The organism is Aphanizomenon sp. CS-733/32 (assembly GCF_028330045.1).
GTDB lineage: Bacteria > Cyanobacteriota > Cyanobacteriia > Cyanobacteriales > Nostocaceae > Dolichospermum > Dolichospermum gracile.
In genome coordinates this window covers 1-20,559 of the sequence record NZ_JAQMSE010000055.1, presented here as the reverse complement: position 1 = coordinate 20,559, position 20,559 = coordinate 1, and the positions used below count along the sequence as shown (strand labels likewise).

Here is a 20,559-nt window from a genome sequence, read left to right as displayed (position 1 = left end):
TCTTTATTTTGCCAAGCACTTAATATTTTCTGTCTTATATCAATCGAATATGCTGCTGCCATACATCTCAATTATTTTATTTTTTTTACATCTTTAAAGTTTACCATCTTTGTACCGCGTTTGATCTCAAACTGCTGTAATTTCGGCCTGTTTCTGTTTAGTAGCCGCACTCGTCTTGTCAGCAGACTGAGCCGCACTATCTTGAAAATTTTGTGCTTTGTCGTCTTGGGCTTTTTTCTTTTCCTCATCTGTCATCTGAGTACCCGGTTTGTTTTCTTCCCGTTGTACTTCCACCGTTGAGGGGGCATCCCCACTGTCAATATTGCGGTTTAAGGAGGTTTCATCCACTAAACGCACATTAAAGTTAGAGAAATAGGATTCTCGGCGTTTATCCTCCGCTTCAATTTGCCGTTTCAGATCCTAGGCTTCTTGCAGACGGTAGTAACTAGCTGGATAGAGAGAGCCATACTGAGAGCGCATTTCAGGAACGTGCTTAAAGAAGCGATCGCTCGTAGCGCTGCTACCTGTCATCCCATCTAAGCTGCCATTCATGGTGTAGGCAGGATTCATTAAGAAGGTGGTGGTGTTGACATCGGGGGGAATCCCATCCACAGGCAGCATTTGATAGCCTATCATCTTACCACTGCGAGCCAGACGAGTCACAAAAACATCCGCCAGAGCCGAAACGACTAAGGCATAACCGATGTTTTTAGGAACAAAACGAGTCCCTAGATGAGGGAATTTGGGAGTAACTTCTGGTGTTCCTCGTAGTTCTAGTTTATCCGTCATGCTTAAAGAGGAACTAGAGGTAATGCTACTCTCATTTTGGAATTGGTAGCTGAAGTCAAAATTACCTTTGAAACCAACCCTGGTACTGGTGTCAATTGACGTACCAACACCCATTGGTGCAGTTAAAAACGACATTGTACCTCCTGCACCGATAAAGGTGTCCAAAGTTCCTCCCAAACCAGAATCCTGCGATCGCGTCCAGTTAAATTCCACATCTTCCGACATAGTTAATTCTACGGATGTCGCACCGTTGTAATCGTCTTCTAAGGTCAAGTTTTCACTGGGAACGGGAGGTGGTCCTTCGATGTAGCCCGACAACGTCGGCGCAAACTGGGCGTTACCAATCCATTTCAATTCTAAAGCCTCAACCCGCTTGTCAGGGAGTAATGTGACTCCATTGGGTGAGGGATGAGCAAAGAAACGGCGCATCATAGTTGGTTTGTCGCATTCGTCCTTGGTTATCAAAGTAACTCAATTGGACATTGCCTTCGCTAGTTTTGATCGCATTAAGACGAGTAACAGAATTGACAAAACCAAGGATTGCTCGTTGAGTAACTAAACCCTTGCTATCTTTGGCAACTTGGGGCATCGTTTGGGCAGTTTGTTGGGTACTTTTTACTCCATTAAGGAAGTCAGTATTTAAGGTATTAATTTCAGTTTGAATTTGGGTGAGTTGAGCAATAACCGCTTTTAGGCGAGTTTCCCATTGTTGTTTCTGAGTGTCATCAGCGTTTAATACTTGCCTGACTCGCTCTAATTCAATCCTTGCTAGATTAAGTTGTTTGCATATTAGTTGCCAATCTTGATCAGCTTTTTCGATCTTATTATTGGTTTGCTCCTCTGTTCGTTTGAAAGGAGAAAAAAGAAAGAAGAAGGTAGGGGCAGACTAGTACAGCACGGCGTAAATAAAACAACTATTCTCAATCGCTAAAAAGCTTACGCCATATTACTTTTGACTTTTGACTTTTGACGAACGCCTTGCGGTACTAGCACCTGTCCCCGTGGCCTAGCACCTGTCACCTTCCTTCACTAGAAGACTTATTCAGCAACCCCTACTTACTAAAACTGTAAATGTGCTGTGTGTGCAAGTTATCTTGTAAAGATGAAGGTAAGACACCATCGGAGAAAGTTTGCCTGTCTAATTGTACCTGCAAATTACTCAAAGGATCGCTACCCGTCGCAATCAGAAATTCCATTTTCTGAATATAGGGTAAAGTGGCGATTTCATCTAAAATCTGGGAAACTGCTTGCAGGTAAGGATGACCTGTTTGTTGATACCAATTGGATTCAGCAATATTCGCTTGATCAAAACCCAAATGCACAGTTAAAGATGGTTGATCAAATAAAGCGATTCCCAAGGGACGGGCTTCTTCCTGTAACAGTAAATGCTGATTTTTTGATAAATGCCGTATTTTCTCTAGTCGTTCATAGCGTTCGGTGACGGATTCCGGTTGATCTTGCCAATGTATCGCTACTGTTACCAGATAAGTTTGTAACAGCATATGCCCCAATTTCTTGGCTTTGGTAGCTAGGTAATAGGAATTAAAATCATTAGACTCAATTAAGAGGGGAACACGATCTACTACCTCTAAGCCATAACCCTTGACACCAGCGATTTTTCGGGGATTATTGGTAATAAGACGGATTTTTTTGATGCCCAAATCCATGAGCATTTGCGCTCCCATGCCATAATCACGCAAATCAGCGGGAAACCCTAAACGCTCATTGGCTTCGACGGTATCTAAGCCCAGATCTTGTAAAGAATAGGCTTTCAGCTTATTAACTAAGCCTATGCCCCGTCCTTCTTGACGCAGGTAAACAACGACACCTTGACCCGCATCCTCAATCATTTTTAATGCGGCTTGCAATTGCATCCGACAGTCGCAACGCAAAGATCCTAAAGCATCTCCTGTTAAACATTCCGAGTGCATTCGCACCATTACGGCTTCATCTCGGAAATTTGCTGGATCTCCCTTGACAATGGCGACGTGTTCTGTCCTATCTAGGGTGTGACGGTAGCCGTAAATATCAAATTGACCGAACTCGCTGGGTAGTTTGGTAACGATTTCTCGATATATCAGGCGATCGTTTTGGAGACGATAACTGATTAAATCAGCAATGCTAATAATTTTTAGGTGATGATTTTTGGCATATTCGACTAACTGATTTAATCGCGCCATTGAACCATCGGGGTTTTGAATTTCACAAATTACACCGGCTGGATACAGTCCCGCTAGTCGGGATAGGTCTACAGCGGCTTCTGTATGTCCCGCCCGTTTGAGTACACCTCCCGGTCTAGCCCGCAGGGGAAAGATATGACCTGGACGGCGTAATTCTTCCGGTTTGGTGCCTGGGTTGAGGGCGACTTGGATCGTCCGGGCGCGGTCTTCGGCGGAAATACCGGTGCTAACGCCTAAATGGGGTCCGGCATCAATACTAACTGTAAAGGCGGTTTGGTTAGTATCCGTCAGTGTGCTGACCATTAATGGTAAGTCTAGTTCATCGAGGCGATCGCCTGTCATTGCTAAACAAATCAGCCCTCTGGCTTCTACAGCCATGAAGTTGATCATGTCGGGGGTGGCAAATTGGGCGGCGCAAATTAAATCGCCTTCATTTTCTCGATTTTCGTCATCTACGACAACAATGACACGACCGGCTTTGAGATCGGCCAAAGCGGCATCAATAGAATCAAATTTAAAGGTTTGGGCAATATTAGGCTGTGACACAGAGAATTTCCAGCTATCAACGTAAAGTTTTTTAACAATTTCTTATTGTAAATTGTAGCTTGTTTATGGGAATTAGAGGTTTTGTGAGATAACTAATACTGTTGCTTGACAATATAATAGTTCATACATACTACAAGTAAGTTAAGAATACCATATACGTAGAGTATTAAGCTATGAATTTGACTGATATAAGTAAATTACTAGGCAAACCCTACTTTCAAGCGTCTAATTGTCTCATTTACAATTTAGATTGTTTAGAAGCAATGACAATTTTACCAGATGAATCAATTAATTTAACTGTCACCAGTCCGCCGTATAATATTGGCAAGGAATATGAAAATTTATTACCATTGGACGATTATATAAATTGGTGTGAAAAATGGATAACAGAAGTTTATCGTCTGACTTTATGTGATGGAGCTTTTTGGCTAAATTTAGGTTATTTATCTATTGAAAATCGTGCTAAAGCAATTCCTATTTCCTATTTGATTTGGGATAAAATTCCTTTTTATTTAATTCAGGAAATTGTTTGGAATTATGGTGCTGGTGTTGCGGGAAGTAAGTTCTTTTCACCTAGAAATGAGAAATTTTTGTGGTATGTGAAAAATTCAGAAGCTTATATTTTTAATCTTGATGATATTCGTGATCCTAATGTTAAATATCCCAATCAAAAAAAGAATGGAAAAATTAGAGTTAATCCTTTAGGTAAAAATCCCACTGATGTTTGGGAATTTCCAAAAGTAACTTCTAAGTCTGATTTTGGGATTGACTAATGATAGATTATCAATTGGTTGTATTTTCTTCTGAATCTTCTCAAAGTTAATCACAAGATAGTACCCTGATTTACTTTTCTTGGTTTTACCAGTAGTGCTTTTTTGAGCATAACTCCTATTACCAAAAATATTACGAGGACTAGAAGATGTTTTAATTTCAATAGAAAAACTATCATCGGGGATATAAACTACATCTTTTTCTGTAGTATCTTGTTCTGAAGATATTTGTGATTACAGGTACGCTAAAAGATGGTCTTTGCTATACAATGCAGCGAAAGTTCAATAATAAAGTCATCAGTAATTAGCTAGTAGCTTGACGGCTGATGACTGATACATAGATAACTAAAAGTGGATAAGGATTTAAGATCATGGGAAATTTAAGACGCGTACCAGTTGGAATTGTTGGCGCGTCAGGGTATGGCGGAGTGCAGCTAGTCCGACTGCTGATGGATCATCCTGAAGTGGAAATTGTTTATTTAGGTGGTGAAAGCAGCGCGGGTAAGTCCTTTGCTGATCTGTACCCACATTTCGCTAATATAGTGAATTTGCCCATTGAGGCGGTAGAACCGGAAGTTATTGCTAGTCGTTGTGAAGTGGTATTTTTATCTTTACCCAATGGACTCGCTTGCGAAATTGCCCCTCAACTTATAGAAAAAGGTTGTAAGGTACTGGATCTGAGTGCTGATTATCGCTTTGGTGATTTGAAAACTTATACAGATTGGTATGGTACAGAAAGAAGCGATCGCACTATAGCAGCGACAGCGGTTTATGGTTTACCGGAATTGTACCGCGATCGCATTGCCGAATCAAATCTGATTGGCTGTCCCGGTTGCTATCCTACAGCTAGTTTACTGGCATTGTCACCACTTCTCAAACAAGGTTTAATCGTTCCTGAAACAGCCATTATTGATGCCAAATCTGGAACATCTGGGGGCGGTAGACAAGGTAAAATTAACCTGTTGTTAGCCGAAGCTGATAACTCCCTGGGTGCTTATAACGTCGGTAGACACCGCCACACCCCAGAAATTGAGCAGATATGTAGCGATTTGGCAGGACATGAGGTGAAAATCCAATTTACACCCCATCTCATTCCAATGGTGCGGGGGATTTTAGCCACTGTCTACGCCAATATGCGTGACCCCGGTTTAGTCCGTGATGACCTCATTACCATCTATAACGCCTTTTACCGTAATTCCCCTTGGGTAAAAATCTGCAATAGTGGTACTTATCCCCAAACAAAATGGGCGTGTGGCAGTAACAATTGTTACATTGGTATAGAGGTTGATCCCCGCACTGGTCGTGTTATCGTCATGTCAGCCATTGACAACCTGATTAAAGGTCAAGCCGGACAAGCAATTCAATGTATGAACCTGATGCTAGGCTGGGATGAAACTTTGGGATTACCTAAAGTTGGGTTTTATCCTTAATTAGGTTACAGGGAACAGGTGACAGGTGACAGAGAATAGGGAATAGGGAATAGGGAACAGGCAAGAAATATGATCTTTCTTTCACCTCTTACCTTCTTTTTACTGTCACCTGTCACCTGTCAACTTAGGTCTTTTGATGTCAGACCATTAGAAGACGCTTTGCTTACCTTCTTTTTACTGTCACCTGTCACCTGTCAACTGTCACCTATTTTGGTCCTAAACCAACAGTACCAGCATAGACGGCGCGATCGCCCAATTCATGTTCAATCCTTAGTAAGCGATTGTACTTGGCTACCCGTTCACTGCGACACAGAGAACCGGTTTTAATTTGACCAGCGCGAGTAGCTACAGCTAAATCAGCAATAGTTGTATCTTCTGTTTCCCCAGACCGATGGCTAATTACTGAGCGGAAACCGTTGCGAGTCGCTAAATCAATGGTTTCCAAAGTTTCAGTTAGAGAACCGATTTGATTTAACTTAATCAAAATCGAGTTAGCGGCTTTTTGTTCAATGCCTTTTTGTAAGCGGGTAGCGTTAGTTACAAATAAATCATCACCCACTAATTGTACTTTTGAGCCAATTTTCTGAGTTAGTAATTGCCAACTTTGCCAATCTTCCTCATGTAAACCATCTTCAATAGATACAATCGGATATTGGTCAACCAACTGACCTAAATAATCAATAAACTCAACAGGACTATGGGGTTTACCATCATAAACATATTGGCCATTTTTGTAAAATTCACTAGCAGCCACATCTAAAGCCAAAGCTACTTCTTCACCGGGTTTATAACCAGCTTGTTTAATCGCCGCTACCAGCAATTCTAAAGCCACTTGATTAGATTCTAGGTTAGGTGCAAAACCACCTTCATCACCCACACCTGTCAGCAAACCTTTATCATCTAACACCTTGCTGAGAGTGGCAAATACTTCCGCACCCCAACGCAAAGCTTCTTTAAAAGAAGGCGCACCGATGGGGACAATCATAAACTCTTGAAAATCAACGTTATTTGCAGCGTGCGCCCCACCGTTGATCACATTCATTAGGGGTACTGGCAGTAAATTTGCCAAAGGTCCACCCAAATAGCGATAGAGGGGAATATCTAAAGCTGATGCACCTGCTTTGGCTGCTGCTAAGGAAATACCTAAAATGGCATTTGCACCTAAGTTAGATTTGTTAGCTGAACCATCTGTAGCAATCATTGTCCGGTCTAACAATTCTTGGTTGAGGACATCCAACCCTAATAATTTGGGTGCTAATATCTCATTGGCGTTTTTTACCGCTGTGAGGACTCCTTTACCACCATAACGGCTTTTATCCCCATCCCGCAGTTCATGGGCTTCAAATGTGCCTGTAGAAGCCCCGCTAGGAACTTGTGCGAGTCCGACTGCACCACCAGCTAAATGTACTTCCGCTTCTAGTGTAGGTCTTCCCCGTGAGTCGAGGATTTCGCGGGAGACAATGGCTTCAATAGCGGTGTCTAGAAATTTAGTCATGCGTGGTTTGTCCTTGATTTTGATGATGTCGTCAGGGTTTAACCTTTACAGTTTACTAATAACCCAATCGTTAGTTTATGTGTTTCTGGGGGAAAATCGCCTGACATTAAAGAAGATTTCCAATCACGACGGGTGGTAATGATCCCTGAGTATGGAAAGAAACACGGAATTTGTCAGAATCAGGATTTTTAGGATTAAAGGATGTACAGGATTATTTATACTTTACTTGTTTTGAATACATAAACTGCCATTTTCAACATAATCAAATTATTTAACCCATTTACTCAGAGTAATTCCCAAAAACTGTTCTAATTGAGTGATACTATTAAGATGATTAATGATAGCATTAAGTTCTTGATTTTGAGCATCAACTAAACTTTTTTCAAAGTTAATAATATCCGTCATTGAAATATTACTACTTAATCTCATTCTTTCCTTAGCATTTATCACTTTTGATCCCGCTAACTTTCGTGCTTGCTGTGCTAATTCAATCTGCTTAAAAGTATCTTTGACATTACGAGTTTTATTTTTCAACTCCTCATTCAAATTATCCTGAGTTTTTGCTAGAGTGTAATTAGCATTTTGTAAGCTAATCTCACTTTTAACTACAGCATTATCTTGACTGAGATTACCAAACTCCCGATTTAAGACTAAAGATGAACTCAAGTTATTTGTATCTTGAGTATTGGAAGCACTATTAAACCCATAACTCAGATTTAATTTTAAATCTAATTGTTGTTGATTTTTAGCCTCTGTTATCCCAAATTTAGCATTTTCTACAGCATTAACAGCAGCAAGATAACCAGTATTATTCGCTTTAGCTAATTCTAGCATTTCTGTAAAAACTGGTAAATTTAAACTTGTTGGAGGATCAGGTTTTTCCATAGCAATTAGTTTTTTTGTTATGGGTAAATCTATAATTTTAGTTAATTCAGAAATTGCTTGTTCTAAACTTGATTGTGTATTCACTAAATTTACTTCTTGTTGAGCAATATCAGCTTGACGCTCAACCAGATCATTTTTAGGAATCCTCCCAAATTCAAATAATGCTTGTAATCTCTCTAAATCTTTTTTAGCATTAGCAAAAGATAATTGTTCAATTTTCAATCTTTCTTGAGCTAATAATAAATTTCTATAACTAACTATAGTATTAGTAATTGTTTGAGAAGTAGTATTTTTGAGATTCAAAATATTAGTATTTTCTGTCAATCTTGCTCTTTGAATACTCAGAGTATTTAATTGTCTACCAAAACCCTTTAATAAAGGCTGACTAAAATTAAGATTGACACTTTGACTCAGAGTATTTGTATCTGAAGAAGTATCTAATGAGCTAGTACGAGATAAAAGATTTTGTCCTTGCCATGTTAAACTTAAATTACCACCTGTAGGAATTTTTAAATTAAAATTAGCACCCAAAAGCGCAGTTGTATTATTATTGGTGTTGTTGCCAGTTTGATTATTAGTCACATTTAAAGATAGCTGTGGTGTAAATGTTGGGTTAAATTGAGATTCAGTTTCAGCTAATTGTTTTTGATCTAAAATACGTTGCAGGTACGCTATTTTTAAATCTCGATTATTTTGCAAGGCTAAATAAACAGCATCAGCTAATTTTAAAGGTAACTCCTGACTAGAGTTATTCAATAGTAATTGAAAATCAGAATTATATTTTGGTAAACTTGGTGGATTAGGTATATTTTGACATTTTCCTAAACCCGGAAATAGGAAAATCACAAGCAAAGATGATATTGGTAATAAAAAACGATTCATAGTCAAAAAATTGAGTAGGTTGGGTTGACGCAAGGAAACCCAACATTAACATTATTCTCAACTTTACTTATTGGGAACGTAAAGCTTCAACAGGATCTAATTTACTAGCTCTCAGCGCAGGTAAAAAACTAGAAACAATACCCACTATAATAGCAGAACTCAGAGAAACTAAAGGCGTTTGATAAGTAAATTGATAGGGTAAATTCAAGAGAGTTACAGTCATAATAGTAATTCCTTGTACTGTAGCTATTGCAATTATTCCTCCTGTCATACTAATAAAAGTTGCTTCTAGTAAAAACTGAATTAAAATATTCTTTTGTGTAGCACCAATAGCGCGTCTTAACCCAATTTCTGGAGTTCGTTCTACAACTGACGCTATAGTAATATTAGCAATTCCTACACCCCCCACAAATAAAGAAATACTCCCGATAACTAAGATAATAATAGTCACACCATTTAATACCTTTTCTAAATCTTTCACTTGGTCAACATTGCTAGAAGCGTAAATATCTACATTAGGAAATCTTTTCTTTAAAATGCTAGTTGCTTGATTTTGGATTTGTTCTATATTTTCTGGATTCTTAGGAGTAATGGTAATTTTATCAAAAAAAGGACTTGATTTGAGAGATTGATAAACAGATAAAGGAATTAATATCAATCCTTGTTCATCACCCCAAGTATTAATGTTTCTAGTTTGGATAAACCCTTGAATATAATAAGACTTATTTTGAAAAGTAATCATTTTTCTTAACGGATTTTTACCTTTAAATAGTTTTTGAGCAAGTAATTGATCTATAACAACAACTGAGCGGGTTTGTTGTAAATCATTAACTGTAAAAAACTCCCCAGCAATTAATTTTCTTCCCGACATAGGTAAAAAATCTGCTGTTACTGCTTGACTTTCCACATTGATTTTTTGAATTCCCCAAAAAATAGCATCATTACCACCATTTTGTACAGGAGCGATATATTTCCAACCAGATAATTTGGTTTTTAACCATGCTATATCTTCGCTTTGATATTTTTTTTGTTGAGACGTAACCGAGTTATAGGGAGCTTGAATAGAAATTTGCGGAGATTCCATTTTTTGTAATTGCGTCTTTAAATATATTTTTCCGATATCGCTTACTTGTAATGTTCCACTCACAGCAAATACACCCATAAATACACCTAAACTACTCAGAAATGAGCGCAAGGGATTACTGCGTAAAGAGCTAGATGTTAAAGATAATAAATCATTGATGTTCATGGGAGTAAATATGTTAAGTAAATTTTTCATTATGGGTAGGGGTTTAGCATTGCTTAATGGTGTCAACTTAAGTCCTGGCGAATAGAATTCACGGCTATACAAACAAAGTCCGCCTGCGCGGACTAAGGAAAAATCAAGGATTTGAAACCCACGCAGGTGGGTTTTGCCTGTGTAGACGCGGTTTCTAACCGCCCGTTTAACTAAACCCCTACAATATTTATTATTACTGCATTTTTATGACAACATGATCTCCCTCATTTAAAGGATTTTCTAAAGAGGGAATTAATACTTCATCTCCTGGTTTTAACCCTGATTTAATTTCAATATTATCTAATCCTTGTAACCCAGTTTTGATAATTCTTTTAAAAGCCTTACCTTGTTGATCTTTTATCCACACAAATGTTTCTAATTCATTTTGTTGAATAGCTTCACTAGGAATAACTGTCACATTATCACGTTGAGCGATAATTAAAGCAACTGTCACTGGAGTTCCCGGAACAATATTTTTATTAACTTGATCTAAACGCACAATCGCTGTAATTTTGACATTATCTGTACCTTGATTATTATTTTGGGTATCTCCAGCTAATAAAGATATTTGTTGAACCTTACCAGTTAATTTTTGTGATTGAAAACCAACAATACTAATTTCAGCTTGTTGTCTAATTTTAACCTTAGTTGCATCCAAAGGAGATAACTTCAATTCCACAATTTGTTGAGTAGGATCACCAATAACTATAACATCTCCTTTAGGTTCAATTACATCACCTAATTTTGCTTGTAAATTGAGAACTACACCATCCATAGGAGCAGTAATTACTGTTTTTCGCAATTCCTCAACAATTTTTTGGCGTTGTATTTTGAGTTTATCTATTTCTCTCATAATTTGATTGAGTGCTAATTTAGCTTGGTTTAATTCTTGTACCGCTTGGTCAATTTTAGTTTTAGCTTCTTTGAATTTTTGCTGAGGTTCAGATTTATTATTTCTCACATCTTGCCAAAAGTTTTGTAATTCTAATTTCTGCTGTTCTAAATCTAAATTACTTAAAGATAATTCATCTTTAGCATTACTTAATTCTGTTTCAGCTTGAGTAACTTTTTTTTCTTGCTCCTTTAATTCAGTTTCCGAAATAAATCCCTTAGCGAAAAGTTGTTTATTTTCTTGTAATTTAATCTTTGCTTCTTGTAAATCAGTTGTTTTACCAGTTAATGCTTGTTGTTTTCTGGTAACTTCTAATCTACGTTTTTGAATTTCCCGTATTTTCTCATCTTTTTTCCTGTTAATATCATTTCTATAGGTACTTTGAATATTTCTGTATTCTTGCTGAGTTTCTAACAATTTACTTTCTGCTTTTTTGAAAGATGATTGTTTATCAACAAGTTGTAAATTTTTATCTTTTAAATCAGATGCAAACTCTTGTAATTTAATTTGTGTTTCTGTATCTCGCAAACGGATTAAAATTTGATCTTTTTTAACTTTGTCGCCAATTTTGACTAATACTTGTTCTACTGTTCCTGTGATTGGAGATTTGATATTTCTTTGATTATCTAATTTTAATATGCCACTTTCACCAGTAATTTTATCTTCTACTTTGTCTTGAGTAGCTGTCACCATGCGAACAGGTATGGTTTGGGTTTTACTTTGGGTAACTATGGCAAAAATTAACCAACATCCAAGAGTAACACTTGTTAAACTTGCCGATATGGTTAACAATTTAAATCCTGGCTTGAATTTAAAGTTTTTCATTGTTACTTATAAATTTAGCTTGTGCTTTAGGTATGTAGCTAAAAACTATTACAGATGTTAAAAGACTTAAAGATAGTGAACCTATTACTTGTTTCATCTTAGCTCAATGTAAGTAGTCGGACAAAATTAAATTCACTTGTTGAGAGAGGGAACAGAAAAATCAGTTGTGTAATTAATTCTGTCCCGTCACTTAGACCATCCCAACTTCGGTCAGAAAAGACCGCTTCGTAGCAAGGATCACTACAACAATCCCTCTAGTATAAATCGAACAGTTATTTACGTACTTTAAGGGTTGCAATTAATGGTGTACCAATTACTAAGCTGTACTTTAGGAACATTAGCAACGCAAACTCTTGTTTTGTTCCCTGGCCAAGTGCTAGATCGTCTTGTTACTGTGACTCTTACATTACCCTTCCACCAGAAACCATTTGTAGAGGCATTTCCTCCCGCGAAGTTTGTATTACCAGTCCAAACAGAATAAACATTATTTTGGTTAGGTCCTTAAATATCTTGAATAGCTGGTTTTAGAAAAAAGTCTTGATAAGCAGCTTCAGGAATGGCTAAATATAATTTACGTTCTGGATTAATCCTGACAATCCTCAAATCCTGGATATCCTGATTCTGACAGATATTTCTAAATTTATATATTTGAGATTATTGGTATCTCTTATCGAATCTATTGTATTAGCTGAGATTTTAATCAATTCCAGAGTATTTTGTGCTTGAGTGCTGTAAATATTTTACCCAAATATAGAAACTATAATGCTAGTAGTTATCAACAATTTATGAACCTTGTTCATGGTGATATCCTTGTTAATATCTGTCTAGTGAAAAATACTTCGTGTTGGGTTTCCTTTCGTCAACCCAACCTACGACTACGACTAATTTGGAGCTTTTTTACTTGCAACGATATTGTTTGCCTAAGAATGACAAAATGCGGTTTCGATCCAAAGCATAACTTTCACTCCTATTTGGAAGTGAACGCTGGTAAGAAAAATTGGCCATTTTATAACCATTTGTCAATCTAACTGTGCCTGATGAAGAATTAGGAGCAGTCCATTTGTAAATGTCCATGTTTCCTAAACCGTACACTATATTCAATATGCCATTACTTTGAAAAACAACACGATTTGTAACAGGAGTAGTGGTTTGTACCCAATCACAAACTAACGGGGGAGAAGAATTAGATTGCGCTTGAGCTATATTTACATTCCAGCCAAACATGGAAACTATGGCTGTTGTACCCATCAGCAATTTATGGAATTTGTTCATGGTAATTTCTTCGAGGATAATTTTTATTTACTTGTTTCACTGTAATGCCATAAATCTGAACTCGTGTCTTAGTAATGATTAAGTTGTGTTTGTTTCATGATTGTTTTATACTCAACTTATGATTGAATAGTTGAAAACCTCTGTATGACACAGACACATGGACGTAGTTCATTGACAGCCTCTGCTGAAGTTAGAGAGAAGGCACGAATAGCTTTACTTAGGTTAGGATATACACAACAAGTATTAGCTGATTTTCTTAAACTATCTCGATCTACTGTCAGCAAATTTTTTAATGGTAGCCCAATTCGAGTTGATCATTATAAACAAATTTGCGATGAGTTAGGATTGAACTGGGAAGATTGTCTGCCAATAGAAAAACCAATTGCAACATCACAAACAGATTCTTGCTGCATTGCAGTAACTGATCAGGAGGAAAAAACAATGCAAACACTTAATCGTCAAATAACTGTTATAGATAGTCAAACTGAAATAGTGAAAGCAGTTATTTATTTAAAAGGTGATATAGAATTTATTGAAAAATCCAAATTTGTTGACACAGCTTTACAACAATTTCCAGGGCATACAATTATAATTAAAGACCTAAAACGAGGTAGTATCAAGGTGTTTATAGAAGGTTCTGAAAAAGATATTGAAGAATTAGTAAATCTGATTCAATCAAAAATACTCACGGAATTAAATGGTTTCCCTATTGAAAGTATTCAGATTTTGGATGCAAATGAGCCTAATAATAATCAGCGCAATAATATAATTTCTTTATCTGGAAAATTTAATAAACCCAATTTCCCCCCTGGTTGGGATGATCCAAAAAAATTTATAAATCAAACAATTGAAAGAAGTCGCCCCCTATCATCTCAAGTTAGAAGTCAAGAAAATGAGCGTAATGAAATTGGCAAAATTATCCATTTAACTCAAATAAATACATCTCTGTTGTTGATAATAAAAAAAGAAGAACTCAATGAAACAGTAGAAAAAGGTTTACATAGCATAACTTTACAAATACTAACGACGAATCAACAAATTCAGTTACCTGAAAACTTGAAAATTTTAGTTTTTTATGAATCTTCAGGAGAAATAATAGATGAAAAACTAGCAAGAAGAAAAACTCTCCGCTCTAGTTTTATCATTGAATCAAAATCTCCTTTTTGTATTGAAGTTAAGCTGGGTGAAAAAACTATTGAAAAAGGTCTTTATGTGTTATAATTACTTACTCAATCCATCAATAATCTTCCACAGCACCCAAAATTTTGAGTGTGACTTTTTGTTGTTCAGTTAAACCTTTAATTCCAGTGATATTCATTCCCTCGTAAGGTCTAGGCACGCGGAGAATTTGACGATTATATGTTTCCACATCCCACAAACTAATTGTACCATCTCTACTGCAACTTGCTACGGTTTGACCATCGGCAGAAAAAACTACACAGTCAATTCTTTTCTTATGTCCTGAAAGAGTTTGTTTACACTCACCAGTTTTAATATCCCAAAGTCTGATAGTTCCATCTGTACTAGCACTGACCAGAATTTGATTATAAAAATCAATAGATGTGACTCTATCTGTATGTCCCTGGAAAACTAGCAGACATTGACCAGTTTTCACATCCCATAAACGAATTGTTTGATCTTCACTACCACTGATGATTTTTTGATTATTAATGAATTTAACAGAATTTACTCTATTAGTATGTCCCGTTAAAACTTGTAGAGATTGATAAATCTTGCCATCCCAAATGCTGATTCTGCTATCTTCCGAACCACTGACTAAAAGTTGACCATCGGGACTATAAGCAATTGACTTTGTTCCTCCACTGTTAGTTTCATTTTGTTGGAGAATTTGATATTCACCAGTTTTAAGATCCCAGATCGTAACTTTTTGAGTAACACTACTACTGGCTAGTTTTTCACCATCAGGACTAAATGCTAATGACCAAATTCTTTCTTCTTGTCCAAATAGGGTTTTTAAACATTCACCAGTTTTTACGTCCCATATTTTGATAGTTATGTCTGTACTACCACTAGCTAATTTTTCACCATCAGGACTAAAAGCTAGTGACCAAATTGTATTTTGATGTCCTAGTAGAGTTTTCACACATTGACCAGTTTTAATATTCCAAAGTCTTACGGTTGAATTATTATCTCCACTAGCTAATATCTCACCATTAGGATGAAAGGCAATTGCTAACTGCCAATCAGTATAACCATACAAAGTTTTAAGACATTTGCCTGTATGAATGTCCCATAATCTAATTGTTTCGTCTTCACTACTACTAACCAGTCTTTGGTTATCAGCATGAAAAGCAGTTGACATTACCCAATAGGTATGAGCTTCTAAAGTTTTAAATTCCCACGTCTTAATATCGTAAATTTTGATAGGATGATATTTTTGAGAATCATCATATCGGGATACACAACAAGCAAGCTTTTGGCTGTTTGGGCTAAAAGAAATAGACCTAACTACAGCTTTATTCTCAGTTAATGTCTGAATATGCTGCCATTCTCCATCTTTAAATTCCCATATTTTTACTACTTCTCTTTTATCTTCATGAGTTACTCCAGCAATAGCACTGGCAATAAATTTACCATTAGGACTAAAGCTAACTGAACTGGCTACTGTATCCAATCCTGGTAAAGAATGCAATAATTCACCAGTTTCCACATCCCAGATTTTTACATCTTGACTACCACTAGCAAGTTCTTGACCATCAGGACTAAAATCAATGGGAAATACACCTTGGTCTATCTGTTGTGGCAGGGTTTTTAAGCATTCTCCTGCTTCAATGCTCCATATTTTGACACCATCACCACCACAACTGGCAACTTTTTTACCATCAGGACTAAATTTAACAGCAATTACCCAACCTGTATGTCCTGGGAAAGTTTTTAATAATTGACCTGTATTGACTTCCCATATTTTGACTGTTTTATCTATACTGCTACTGGCTATTAGTTTGCTATCAGGGCTAAATGATATTGATAAAATATAGTCATTATGTCCATCACATATACTTATAAGTTGATTATCTTCTATTCTCCAAATACGAATTTGTTCCTTGATATCACCACCTGCAAATAATTTGCCATCTGGACTAAATTGCACATTTAAGATAGCACCAAAGATATCGGTAAATAGACAATTTTGAAAATTTGCTCTTGTAAAATTAACATTGTGAGTAAATATTCTACTTAGGTCAGCTTGCCAAATATCTACAAGAGAAAAGTCATGGTCACTTAAAACAGTTTGCTGTTTTTCTAGCCGTTCCTGAATCAGCAAATTGAAAATATTACCAGCAGCATATCCTAATTTTTTATGTGATTTTCTCTTTACTGATTTGCGTAAATCATCAAGAATCGGAATTAGCATATATTCCAAATTTATCTGATTCCGTAAATCATTGATATTGTTACATACTTGATCTATTATTCCTAAATAAGATTGGGAAATATTATTGGCAATTTTTTTGAAACTTTGCTGAATATTTATAAATTCAGATTGGGGGATTAATTGCTCTATTATTGGTTGTAGAATCAAGCGAATTTGAATATCTTTGATATATTCTTTACCTTGAGCTTTAAATAAGGCATGACTATTAAATAATTCAACTTGATTATCTCTAATTTCACCTACAATTTGATTGATTAATCGCTTAGTTATATATTCAATGATCACAGGTTGCAGAGTAAATTTAGGTTTATCTGTGGAAGCCTCTATTATTTTTTCTAGGGGGATTTTCTTTTTTAAAGATTGCAAATGCTTATTGACTTGCTGTAATTTAGAAATTGATAGTAAATCTTCTAATAATTCTGATTCTGAAACTGCTTCACGATTAATTGCTAACCAGTAAATTATCTCCTTTTCTAATTTATTTAATCGCTGAAAATGCCAGTTTAGTAAATCATCTTCGATGCTTTTTTCTAAAAGATGTTGTTCTTTTTCTAGAAAAATACCAATGTTTCCTTGATATTGTTCTTTAATAAAACCCGCACTCAATTCTAAAAATAGGGGATTACCACCATAAACTTCAATTAGTTTTTCCCAGGTTTCATCTGTAGCTCTAAATTCACCGATTTGTTGAAAAATTTTCTTGACTGCTTCTGTCTCTCTTAAACCTGTTAATTCTAAAAGACGAACAGAACCATCTTTATATCTTTTTGATTCAATTTCTGGTGGTATAACTCGACTGGTAAGCAGCAAACAGCTTTGATGTTTTTCTTGCCTAATTTGTTGAAACATTTCACCATAAACGCCATAGCCATGTCGATATTTTCCATCTTCTAAAATTGATTCAATATTATCAAGAATTAAAAGACATCTATTTTGTTTTAAATATCCAAGTAAGATATTTATTTGAGTATTTGGTGATTCTGGTAAATTAGTTTCTTGTTGATGAGAAAGAAATTTGATGATATCAGTGATTATTTCTGTAAATGGTGGGGCGTTAAGGAGCGATCGCCAAATGATATAATCAAATTCACCTTGCATACCCCTTGCTAATTTTACAGATAAATCTGTTTTACCTATCCCACCCTGACCTAACTTCACTGAAAGTCCCGTTTTACCGATTCCTCCACTACCAACAATAGCTAAAATTCGACAACGTTCATTAACTATCCATTGTTTTAATTTTTGTAACTCCTCTGTGCGTCCAAAAAAATGGTTTACAGGAGGTACATTTCCCCAATCAGCATGAAAACCTTTAGTATTTACAGCACGTAAGTTTTCCCAGGTAAGAGGTTCTACCACTGCGGGATTTGTACAAAGCGCAGGTAAAAAGGATGCTCCTGGATGTTGTAACTCATGTTTTTTTAACTTATTTCTAGCTTCTTGAACTGCTAAAAATATGGGATATTTTTCCTGAGCAAAAAACTCTAAAAAATAACGAAAAAATTCCTGAGCAATGAAATTGGAAACTTGCTCTTTCATGACGATAACATGAGATATATTCAATTTTGCTAGGTCATTTGCTAATCCCAGTCCATCACAAGAGTTGAAAATTGCCAGTCTCAATCCATGATCAATAGCTGCTTCAAAACTATTTTTTAAATCATTGATGGTAACACTTTCTTGGTCATTAATATATATATGTCCCGATTCACCTTGAGTTTTACTGTGTCCAGCAAAAAATAAAATATCACAGCCTTTTTCTAACCTTTTTTCCAACTGTTTACGGTCAAAAGGAAAAGGCATAAAGTCTATTTTAGCATCTAAATCATTAACCAATTGTTGAAAAATACTGCGTTCCTGTTGTAAGTCAATGCCTTGATCATCACATAAAACAGCGAGAATTTGTACTTGATTACTTGATTTTAAGCCAACAAATCTACCTTGATAAGAAAGAGATCCAAAACCATGAGTAGCTAAGGGATATTTATCAAAAAACTTCCACTGATGCCAAGGAAGTTTGCGGATTAAATGATCTTGAATTTGGAAAATCACAAAAATTTCATCATTAATATTTAAAAATTCATTTTTATCCCATTGATGCTGGCAATTAATAAATTCTTGATATTGCAGCCAAATATTAAAACGTTCTTCTAGTTTCTGCTGTGCCAAACCTAAATTTTTATTGATATCACTGCTACTAATATTTTCACATAGGTCTAATAATCCTGCATCTAAACTAATAAAATCATCTAATTGCTGTAATAAGTTATTATCGTTTAAATCATTGGATAAATTATCTATATTTTGCCACAAATCATCGAAATTCCATTGAGGACATCTGCGGATATAAGTTGGGGTAGGCTTTTTTGTCAATAAAGTTACAGATGAACGACTGCTGACAGTTTGATAGCGGATATCATAAAGTTTTTGCCAAATTTTGTAGAGTCTAGAGAGTATGGTATCTGGTGGTAAATTTGTATTATATTCATCTGCTCTTTTCTGCTCTGAGTTCCACCATAACTTGACCCTCACAGGGGTATCTTGCTGTAAATTGCCTAGTCCTAAATCAATAATTACTGATTTGGTCATGATATATCTGAAAAACAATGTATTGGTGATGGTTGTATATTTTATCAGAAGTTAAGCATAAAAGAATCATAAAACAGTCATTACTCAAACATGAGTTAAGGTTTGAAGCTTTATACTTATTTATAGTTCATTCGACATGGTGAAATCTATGTTTTTTAAACAGGCTAATGTATTGGTATTAGGAACTATTTTGGGAATAGCAGGAATTTCCTTTGTGGATATTAAACAAGCGATCTCCCAACCAGCCCCGCCATTATCTAGCGTGTCCATAACTGCTGTCAATTCGTCTCAGAATCCAACTTGGGAATTAATACAGTCAGGAAATTTTTCAACATCCAAAGATCATGGTGGACGTTCTTTATGTGTTCAAACTGAAGAGAGGGGCTATGGTCAAAGTCAGAGTGTACTATTCAATGGTCAAAGAATGGTACAAAAGTCGTCTACTGCTATTACAGGATTCGGAAGAATTATTGTGGGCTGGAAAAGAGAATGGTGCTATACATCTTCCACCGCGTTTTCCTCTGGTAGAGTTACCTTTCAAGCCACTTCAATAAATGCCCCTAGAAACACATTTTCAACTGCTCTAAATATTAGGTAAAATAAAACTATTATCTGACAAATCCTAGTAGGTTAAGAGCGATCGCCTATCTTGTAGGTTGGGTAATATGATATTTTTTCTTAATCCCAACCTAATTTATATAAATTTTTCGGATCTTACTAATCTCTTAAACTCTATGATTTGGCTATACTTCTCACTGGCGGCGGCTACCTTTGAATCTCTGCGAGATGTCTTTAGTAAAGTTGTGACAAATAAGAGCGATCGCCCTTTAGATGAATATTTAGTTGCTTGGGGATTAAGAGCTTTTACCCTGATTATTTATATCCCTTGGTTATTATTATCTCCCCAACCTATTCCTAATATTGGTAAAGATTTTTGGTGGGCTTTGTTAGCAGATGCTACTTTATCCACAGTTGGCGGCATTTTATATATGAGGGCTTTGCGCTTAGGAGACCTATCATTAACTGTTCCTTTAATGGGGTTTTCTCCTCTATTTTTAGTGATAGCTTCTCCCTTTACTCTGGGAGAACTGCCGAATAATATCCAGATAATTGGTATTAGTTTAGTTTGTCTAGGTGCTTATTTTTTAAATTTAAAACCCAAAGAAAATAACTATTTTGCCCCTTTATTATCCCACATTCCGCACCCCAAAATATTACAGAGGGAAATTACGGAGATGAAAATCGAAGGGAGCATCAAAACAAACAGACAAAGTGAAAAAAGGCATTTGAGAAACAGTAAATCACCAAAAATGTCATCAAAATCTATT

General features: G+C 36.0%; 17 protein-coding genes. 5 read left to right on the top strand and 12 right to left on the bottom strand.

Translation table 11 applies throughout. The annotated features are described in order from the left end of the window. Positions 1–126: 126 nt before the first annotated feature. The 4 genes from PN471_RS04730 to ribBA form a co-directional block, all read right to left on the bottom strand. Entirely contained in the window at positions 127–348 is a 222-nt protein-coding gene (locus PN471_RS04730) for a hypothetical protein (protein ID WP_271775864.1), read from the bottom strand. A 72-nt stretch (positions 349–420) separates the two neighbouring features. Continuing rightward, entirely contained in the window at positions 421–1,221 is an 801-nt protein-coding gene (locus PN471_RS04725) for a hypothetical protein (RefSeq protein WP_271775863.1), read from the bottom strand. After that, positions 1,166–1,378: a hypothetical protein gene (locus PN471_RS04720; RefSeq protein ID WP_271775862.1), complete on the bottom strand. Its 213-nt coding sequence runs from the start codon at positions 1,376–1,378 to the stop codon at positions 1,166–1,168. The genes PN471_RS04725 and PN471_RS04720 overlap by 56 nt, the downstream gene beginning before the upstream one ends. 463 nt (positions 1,379–1,841) lie before the next feature. Beyond that, a complete protein-coding gene (gene ribBA, locus PN471_RS04715) occupies positions 1,842–3,515 on the bottom strand; it encodes a bifunctional 3,4-dihydroxy-2-butanone-4-phosphate synthase/GTP cyclohydrolase II (RefSeq protein WP_271775861.1) in 1,674 nt (557 codons plus the stop codon). Between the two features lie 173 nt (positions 3,516–3,688). Here ribBA and PN471_RS04710 point away from each other — a divergent pair, with 173 nt between their 5' ends. Next, positions 3,689–4,288, top strand: coding sequence for a DNA-methyltransferase (locus PN471_RS04710; protein ID WP_271775860.1), 600 nt, complete (start codon positions 3,689–3,691; stop codon positions 4,286–4,288). Here the strand turns inward: PN471_RS04710 and PN471_RS23410 are convergent. Continuing rightward, positions 4,217–4,513 (bottom strand): ScaI family restriction endonuclease, encoded by a 297-nt coding sequence (locus PN471_RS23410; RefSeq protein ID WP_442867131.1) that lies wholly within the window; start codon positions 4,511–4,513, stop codon positions 4,217–4,219. The genes PN471_RS04710 and PN471_RS23410 overlap by 72 nt on opposite strands. Before the next feature lie 143 nt (positions 4,514–4,656). Here PN471_RS23410 and argC point away from each other — a divergent pair, with 143 nt between their 5' ends. Next, positions 4,657–5,715, top strand: a complete 1,059-nt coding sequence (argC, locus tag PN471_RS04705; RefSeq protein WP_271775859.1) for an N-acetyl-gamma-glutamyl-phosphate reductase — start codon at positions 4,657–4,659, stop codon at positions 5,713–5,715. Between the two features lie 205 nt (positions 5,716–5,920). Here argC and eno read toward each other — a convergent pair whose 3' ends face one another. The 6 genes from eno to PN471_RS04675 form a co-directional block, all read right to left on the bottom strand. Then, positions 5,921–7,210, bottom strand: coding sequence for a phosphopyruvate hydratase (gene eno / locus PN471_RS04700; protein ID WP_271775858.1), 1,290 nt, complete (start codon positions 7,208–7,210; stop codon positions 5,921–5,923). Between the two features lie 267 nt (positions 7,211–7,477). Then, positions 7,478–8,977 (bottom strand): TolC family protein, encoded by a 1,500-nt coding sequence (locus tag PN471_RS04695; protein ID WP_271775857.1) that lies wholly within the window; start codon positions 8,975–8,977, stop codon positions 7,478–7,480. Positions 8,978–9,044: 67 nt separating this feature from the next. Beyond that, positions 9,045–10,256: an ABC transporter permease gene (locus tag PN471_RS04690; RefSeq protein WP_271775856.1), complete on the bottom strand. Its 1,212-nt coding sequence runs from the start codon at positions 10,254–10,256 to the stop codon at positions 9,045–9,047. Between the two features lie 193 nt (positions 10,257–10,449). After that, positions 10,450–11,973 carry an HlyD family efflux transporter periplasmic adaptor subunit gene (locus PN471_RS04685; protein ID WP_271775855.1) on the bottom strand — a complete coding sequence of 508 codons (1,524 nt, stop codon included), beginning with the start codon at positions 11,971–11,973 and terminating at the stop codon, positions 10,450–10,452. A 501-nt stretch (positions 11,974–12,474) separates the two neighbouring features. Continuing rightward, positions 12,475–12,576, bottom strand: a complete 102-nt coding sequence (locus PN471_RS04680; protein WP_271775854.1) for an element excision factor XisH family protein — start codon at positions 12,574–12,576, stop codon at positions 12,475–12,477. Between the two features lie 294 nt (positions 12,577–12,870). Next, positions 12,871–13,245 carry a hypothetical protein gene (locus tag PN471_RS04675; RefSeq protein WP_271775853.1) on the bottom strand — a complete coding sequence of 125 codons (375 nt, stop codon included), beginning with the start codon at positions 13,243–13,245 and terminating at the stop codon, positions 12,871–12,873. A gap of 144 nt (positions 13,246–13,389) precedes the next feature. Here PN471_RS04675 and PN471_RS04670 point away from each other — a divergent pair, with 144 nt between their 5' ends. Next, complete coding sequence (locus PN471_RS04670; protein ID WP_271775852.1) at positions 13,390–14,466, top strand: helix-turn-helix domain-containing protein; 1,077 nt, start codon at positions 13,390–13,392, stop codon at positions 14,464–14,466. Between the two features lie 16 nt (positions 14,467–14,482). Here PN471_RS04670 and PN471_RS04665 read toward each other — a convergent pair whose 3' ends face one another. Further along, positions 14,483–19,231, bottom strand: a complete 4,749-nt coding sequence (locus tag PN471_RS04665) for an NB-ARC domain-containing protein (RefSeq protein ID WP_271775851.1) — start codon at positions 19,229–19,231, stop codon at positions 14,483–14,485. A gap of 148 nt (positions 19,232–19,379) precedes the next feature. On the opposite strand from PN471_RS04665, the gene PN471_RS04660 reads away from it, so the two are divergent. Both PN471_RS04660 and PN471_RS04655 read left to right on the top strand, forming a co-directional pair. Further along, positions 19,380–19,829 (top strand): DUF4879 domain-containing protein, encoded by a 450-nt coding sequence (locus PN471_RS04660; protein ID WP_271775850.1) that lies wholly within the window; start codon positions 19,380–19,382, stop codon positions 19,827–19,829. A 136-nt stretch (positions 19,830–19,965) separates the two neighbouring features. Beyond that, positions 19,966–20,559: EamA family transporter (locus PN471_RS04655; protein WP_442867130.1), on the top strand; the 594-nt coding region annotated here is incomplete at its 3' end.